Origin of the sequence: Hydrogenophaga flava NBRC 102514, from assembly GCF_001571145.1 — a bacterium.
GTDB lineage: Bacteria > Pseudomonadota > Gammaproteobacteria > Burkholderiales > Burkholderiaceae_C > Hydrogenophaga > Hydrogenophaga flava.
On the sequence record NZ_BCTF01000067.1, the window covers coordinates 1 to 1453 of the forward strand.

The 1453-nt window shown below is 61.5% G+C and carries 1 protein-coding gene; it reads right to left on the bottom strand.

Annotated elements, in window-relative coordinates:
• Positions 1-32: 32 nt before the first annotated feature.
• Positions 33-1385, bottom strand: a complete 1353-nt coding sequence (locus HFL01S_RS24400; protein ID WP_084383634.1) for an IS30 family transposase — start codon at positions 1383-1385, stop codon at positions 33-35.
• Between the last annotated feature and the right edge of the window lie 68 nt (positions 1386-1453).

Genomic DNA, 1453 nt, shown 5'->3' on the forward strand with positions numbered 1-1453 from the left:
GGGTGGATTCAACCGGTCGTCGCAACACCGGGTTAAGCGACGGATTTTAGGTAGTCATTCAGTGCTTCCGCTGGTGTCTTCCAGTCCAACGTCTTGCGTGGCCTGTTGTTCAGTGTCAATGCCACGGCTTCAATCTCTTGCTCGCTCCACCGAGACAGGTCGGTGCCCTTGGGGAAGTACTGGCGCAGCAGGCCGTTCGTGTTCTCGTTGGTGCCGCGCTGCCATGGACTGCGCGGATCGGCAAAGAAGACCTTCATCCCTGACTCGATGGTCAGCCGTGCATGGTCGGACAGCTCTTTGCCGCGATCCCAGGTCAATGATTGCCAGAGCTGGGTAGGCAGCTTCGTCACCGTTCTCTTGAGGGCATTGGCCATGGTGATGGCACCGTAACCTGCCAACGCGGGACCGTTCTTCGTGCGGGGCTTCAGTCCATATCCCGACTCACGCGGCAGGTGCACGAGCATCGTGAAGCGGCTCGCCCGTTCCACCAGCGTACCAATGGCCGACCTGTCCAAGCCGATGATCAAGTCTCCCTCCCAGTGTCCAGGGACTGCACGGTCTTCTACCTCTGCAGGACGGCTGGAGATCATGACCTCCTCACTGACATGTGCCCACGCTTTGGCCTGGGCTCTGGCCCGGGGCACGCGCAAAGCGCGCCCTGTGCGCAGGTAGCTCACCAGCTCGCGCTTCAGGGCGCCTCGGCCCTGGATGTACAGGGCCTGGTAGATGGCTTCGTGCGAGATGCGCATAGACAGATCATCCGGGAAGTCGAGCAGCAGCCGGTTTGAAATCTGCTCTGGCGACCAGCCATTGACCCACTTGCGGTCCCCGCGATGGGGCTTGTTGCGCCCGATGAACGCAGCCTGCCGAGGCCCTTCAATCTCTCTTCCCTTGGCATCGTGGATCTTGCCTTCCAGCCGTTCTTGGACGTATTGGCGCAGACGCGGGTTCTTCACGAGCTTGGCCGGCTTGTTCCGTCTGGCCGCCAACTCGGACTTCCACTGCGCGACTGATGCCCGGTAATCGAGCTTCCCGCCTCGCGTGGCAGCGTTGCGCGTCAGCTCCCGTGAGACGGTCGATGGACTACGTCCCAGACGACGAGCGATCTCCCTCACGCCAACGTCTTGAGCTCGCAAGAGTGCGATCTCCTCTCGCTCCGAGAATGACAGATACCTCGTAGACACGGGCTTGGACAGAAACAATGGCATGCCGCCACGATGACGGAACCAGCGAGTGCCCACCGGCTGCGACACGCCCACGGCTTCTGCCGCCTTCTCGCTCGTGATTCCGGTCGCGATCTGCTTCCAGAACTGCCGCTCAGTCTCACGCCGAAGCGACGGCGCACCAGGAGAGCGCATTGCGTCCCTCCCCGTCAACTGCGTCATCCATCCTGCGGGTCGTCCCATAAACACCTCCTGGTTGAAGGTGTTGCAACGACCAGTTGAATCCACCC